Raw genomic sequence first — 4,560 nt, 5'->3', positions numbered from 1 at the left:
ATCCGGCCCAGCAACACCGTGCCGAATACCACGTCATCCCGCCCGCTGGTGCGGGCCAGCACCAAGGCCCAGGCCAGGTGCATCAGGCTGGCGGCGCTGACGCCGTGGCTTCTTGCTTGCTGGCGGATCTGGCTGGACAGTTCATCCGGCAGGTGCAGGCTGGCTTCCTGCACGTCGCTGCCGTCACCTTGCACATCCAGCAGGCCAAACGGGGCGGTCGGTTCGTCGATGTGGCCCAGCAGTTCGGTGAAGAACTGTTCGTGTTCCTGTTCGCTGACGCCCAGTCTTGCTTGGGCGACGAAGTTGCGGAACGGCACCGGGGCCGGCAGTTCGGCTTCGCGGCCTTGTTCGATCGCAGCTGATTCAGCAATCAGCATTTCAAACGTCGAGTGATCGAGTGCCAGATGGTGCGCAGCAAAGTGCAGCAACCAGCTACCGCCCGGCGCTTCTTCTGCAATATGGCAGCGCATCAACGGTGCCTGGGTAATATCAATGCGGGTATGCGCCGGATCAAAGCGCTGTTCCATTTGCTGGGCCAGATCGCCCTGCGCCGGGTCAAGCGTGATCTCGATTACCGGCAGGCGCGCACTACGCCAAACGACTTGCATGGGCTGTACCAGCCCGGTCCATACAAGCCCGGTACGCAGGATGTCATTGCGATCTATGGCGACCTGTACTGCGGCCAGAAAGCGATCCAGCCGCGCGCGGCTCGGAAAACGGTACAAATTGGGCAGCAGGTAGGGGTCACCTTCTCCACCCATCAGGTGATGGAACAGGATGCCTTCCTGCAATGGCGCCAGCGGGTAGATGTCCTGCACATTGGCAGCGCCACCGGCCACAACCGAAACAGCGGCATCGATCTCGGGTTGCGTCAGCGTCGCCAACGTCAGCATATCGGGCGTAATTCGCGCGCAATCCGCCGTGATCAGGTTGGGCGGCACAACGACCTGTCCAGCCACGCCGCTGACCTGCCCGCCACCTTGCAGATAGGTAATCAGCTCCGGCTTTTTCTCGCGGATGGTACTGACCAGTGATGCATCGGCCAGTGCTTTCTTGTCGCCTTTCACGGCGAGGTTGTCGCCGTTCAGGGTCAGCGAAATACCTTTCTCTTCCAGCAGCGACAACAGTTCAACAACGGTCACAGCAAAATCTCCTCAATTTCCTTCGTCGCTGCGGCAAGTTCACGCAGATTGGCACTGGAAAGCAGTGTGCTTACTTCGGCATGCAGGCCGGCCTGGCGCATGCGCTCGATCAGACTGACCGCGAGCAATGAATGCCCACCCAACTCAAAGAAGTTGTCCTGCCGCCCCACCCGCTCCACCTTGAGCAGGTCAGCCCACAAGGTGGCGAGCGTTTCTTCAATCTGGCCGACCGGTGCTTCATAGCCGCGGCTGACCCAGGCGTCGCCCGAAGGCGCTGGCAGCGCCTTGCGGTCCAGCTTGCCATTCGGGGTGAGCGGGAAGAATTCCAACTGGACATACGCGGCCGGGACCATATAGGCCGGCAGCTGGGCACTGGCGTGGGCTCTGAGTGCTTCTGCATCCAGCGCACCGACGTAGTAGGCGACCAGTCGCTTGTCACCCGGGCTGTCTTCACGCGCGAGGACGGCGACTTCCTGAATATCCTGTGCCGTGCCGAGCTTGGCTTCGATCTCACCCAGTTCAATACGGAAGCCACGGAGCTTGACCTGGAAGTCATTGCGGCCGAGATACTCGATGGTGCCGTCCGCCAGCCAGCGACCGAGGTCGCCGGTCTTGTAGAGTTTGGCGTCTGTGTTCGTGCTGAACGGATTCGGGATGAAGCGTTCTGCGGTGAGTTCAGGCTGGTTGAAGTAACCAATCCCTACCCCGATGCCACCCACGCAGATTTCCCCGACCACACCGATGGGTGTGGCTTGCTGCTGTTCATTGAGGATGTACAACCGGTCATGCCTGACCGGCCTGCCCAGCGGCACGCTCTGGCTGTATTGGTCGAGGTTGTCGTTCAGTACATACCAGCTGACCACATCACTGCATTCGGTCGGGCCGTAGCTGTTGATGAAGCGCGGACGCGGTGCCGGAATCTGCTTAAGCTTGGCAGTCTGGATGGGTTCGCCACCCAGTACGACGGTGCGCAGGCCTTGTAGTGCACTTGCATCGGTATCCACCAGTGCATGGAAGGCACTGGGGGCCATATTCAGCCAGGTAATGCCTTCATCCTTGATCTGCTGCAGGATGGCTTCCGGCAGGAAGGGTTCAACACCCAGGTGGAGTTGACCACCCACCCGCAACGGACCCCAGATGTTTTTCTGGGTCAGGTCGAAGCTGTGCGAGCTGAGCAGCAGGATGTGATCGTCTGCACGCAGACCGGCATCGTCGATATACCAGTCGAGCAGGTTGTGCATGCCTTGGCGCAACACCTGGGCTGCCTTGGGGCGGCCGGTGGAACCCGAGGTGTAGATCACGTAGGCCAGATGCTGGCCCAGACCAAGCCGGGGTGGGTTGTCCAGAGAAGCGGACAACCACGGTGCATCGGCTTGCGCCACATCCAGCACCGGCACATCGACACCGGCTTCAGCAGCAACGCGAGTCCAATCACCCTTGGCAAGGATGACGGTAGGTGCACTGTCCTCCAGCATGAAGGCCAGCCGCTCACCCGGATAGGCCGGGTCCAGCGGCACATACGCCCCACCCGCCTTGATGACGGCCAGCAATGCAATCACCAGCTCCACACTGCGTTCCACGCACACCGCCACCCGACGGTCCGGACCGACACCGAGGGTGATCAGGTGGTGCGCCAGCTGGTTGGCCCTGGCATTGAGTTCGGCGTAGCTCAGTTGGACTTCGCCCTGGCTGACCGCAATCGCATCCGGTGTGGCGTCTACCTGGGCTTCGATCAGCTGCTGCAGGCACACGTCCTGCGGGTAAGCCTGTTCAGTCGTATTCCAGACGTCGAGGACTTGCTGCCGTTCTTCACCCGGCAGCACGTCCAGCTGTGCCAACGGTTGGTTGGGCTGCTGTTGCAGCGCTGCAACCAGCTGTTCCACCGCAGCCTGCATGAAGGCGCAGATGCGTTGCGGGGCTATCGGCTGGGCCACCTGCGCGGTGAGCTGGAAGCCTTCGCCCAGGTCGTCAATCGCCAATGTCAGCGGGTAGTTGGTGCGCTCGTGGCCACCCAGGTCAGTAATGCCGGCAATTTCGCCATCCGCCGCCGTGCGTTCCGAGCTGTGGCGATAATTGAGCAAACTGGTAAACAACGGGGCCGGGGCGTGTACGCCGCTGCAACGTTGTGCCAGCGCAAGTGGCGCGTGCTCATGGCGCAATAGCCGCGCCAGTTGCTGATGCGCCGCCTTGAGGCTTGAACCTACACCATCACTGCCAATCGACAGGCAAAGCGGCAGTGTATTGATGAACATGCCCATCACACGATCAGCCTGTTCACCGCCTTGCATGCGGCCAAACAGCACGGTACCGAATACCACATCATTCCGGCCACTGGTGCGGGCCAGTACCAGACCCCAGGCCAGATGCAGCAGGCTGGCGGCACTGACGCCATGGCTGCGGGCCTGCTGGCGGATTGCACGGGACAGCTCGCCCGGCAAATGCAGGCTGGCTTCGAGCACATCGTGTCCGTCACCCTGCACATCCAGCAGGCCGAACGGCGCGGTCGGCTCGTCCACTCCACCCAGCATATTGCGGAAGAACGCTTCGTGCTCCTGCGCGCTGACACCCAGCCGCGCCTGCGCCACAAAGTTGCGGAACGGCAGCGGTGCGGGCAGATCGGCTGCACGGCCTTGCTCGATAACCTCCGACTCCTCGACCAGCAGCTCAAGAGTGGTGTGATCAATGGCAAGGTGATGGGCCAGGATATGCAACAACCAACGTCCGTGCCCGGCATCTTCCGCGATATGGCAAGCCAGCAACGGGGCCTGGCGGATATCAATGCGGGTCGTTGCCGGGTTGCACAGTTCGCGCAGCTGTGCGGCAATTTCGCCCTCAGCGGGATCAAGGCTCAGCCAATGCGGTTGCAAGACAGTGTGACGCTGCACCACCTGCACTGGCTGACTCAAGCCTTCCCAAGCCAGAGCGGTACGCAGGATGTCGTGGCGGTCTATCGATATCTGCACCGAGGCGAGGAAGCGTTCCAGCCGTTCACGGCTTGCGAAGGCATAGAGGTTGGGCAGCAGATAGGTGTCCCCCTGCTTCACCACCATGTGATGGAACAGAATCCCCTCCTGCAACGGCGCCAGCGGGTAGATGTCCTGCACATTGCCTGCGCCACCCGGCACAGTCGCGATGATCGTGTCGATCTCGTCCTGCGTGAGTTCGACCAAGGTCAACATGTTCGGCGTGATATGGGTCGCATCCTGCGGAATCAGGTTCGGCGGCACTTCAACCGGTGCACCAGCCTGCGCACTGTCGATATGCCGCGCCAGTTCGGCCAGGCTGTCTGCAGTGAACAGGTCACGTACGTCGGCGTGCAGCTGCTGTTGCCGCATGCGCTCGATCAGGCTGACAGCCAAGAGGGAGTGGCCACCGAGTTCAAAGAAGTTGTCATTGCGGCCGACGCGTTCCAGTTGCA

Annotated in this window: 2 protein-coding genes; both read right to left on the bottom strand. The window is 61.4% G+C overall.

Going from position 1 to position 4,560, the window contains the following annotated elements; all coding sequences use genetic code 11:
- A partial coding sequence (locus B9A19_RS21700; protein WP_245804402.1) for a condensation domain-containing protein occupies window positions 1–1,142 on the bottom strand: 1,142 nt, incomplete at its 3' end.
- Window positions 1,139–4,560 (bottom strand): non-ribosomal peptide synthetase (locus B9A19_RS21695; RefSeq protein WP_139799061.1); only part of this gene is annotated, 3,422 nt, incomplete at its 5' end. The genes B9A19_RS21700 and B9A19_RS21695, both read right to left, overlap by 4 nt.

The organism is Andreprevotia lacus DSM 23236 (assembly GCF_900176275.1).
Classification (GTDB): Bacteria; Pseudomonadota; Gammaproteobacteria; order Burkholderiales; family Chitinibacteraceae; genus Andreprevotia; species Andreprevotia lacus.
The sequence above is the reverse complement of the archived record's forward strand: the minus strand, read 5'-3'. Positions and strand labels throughout refer to the sequence as shown.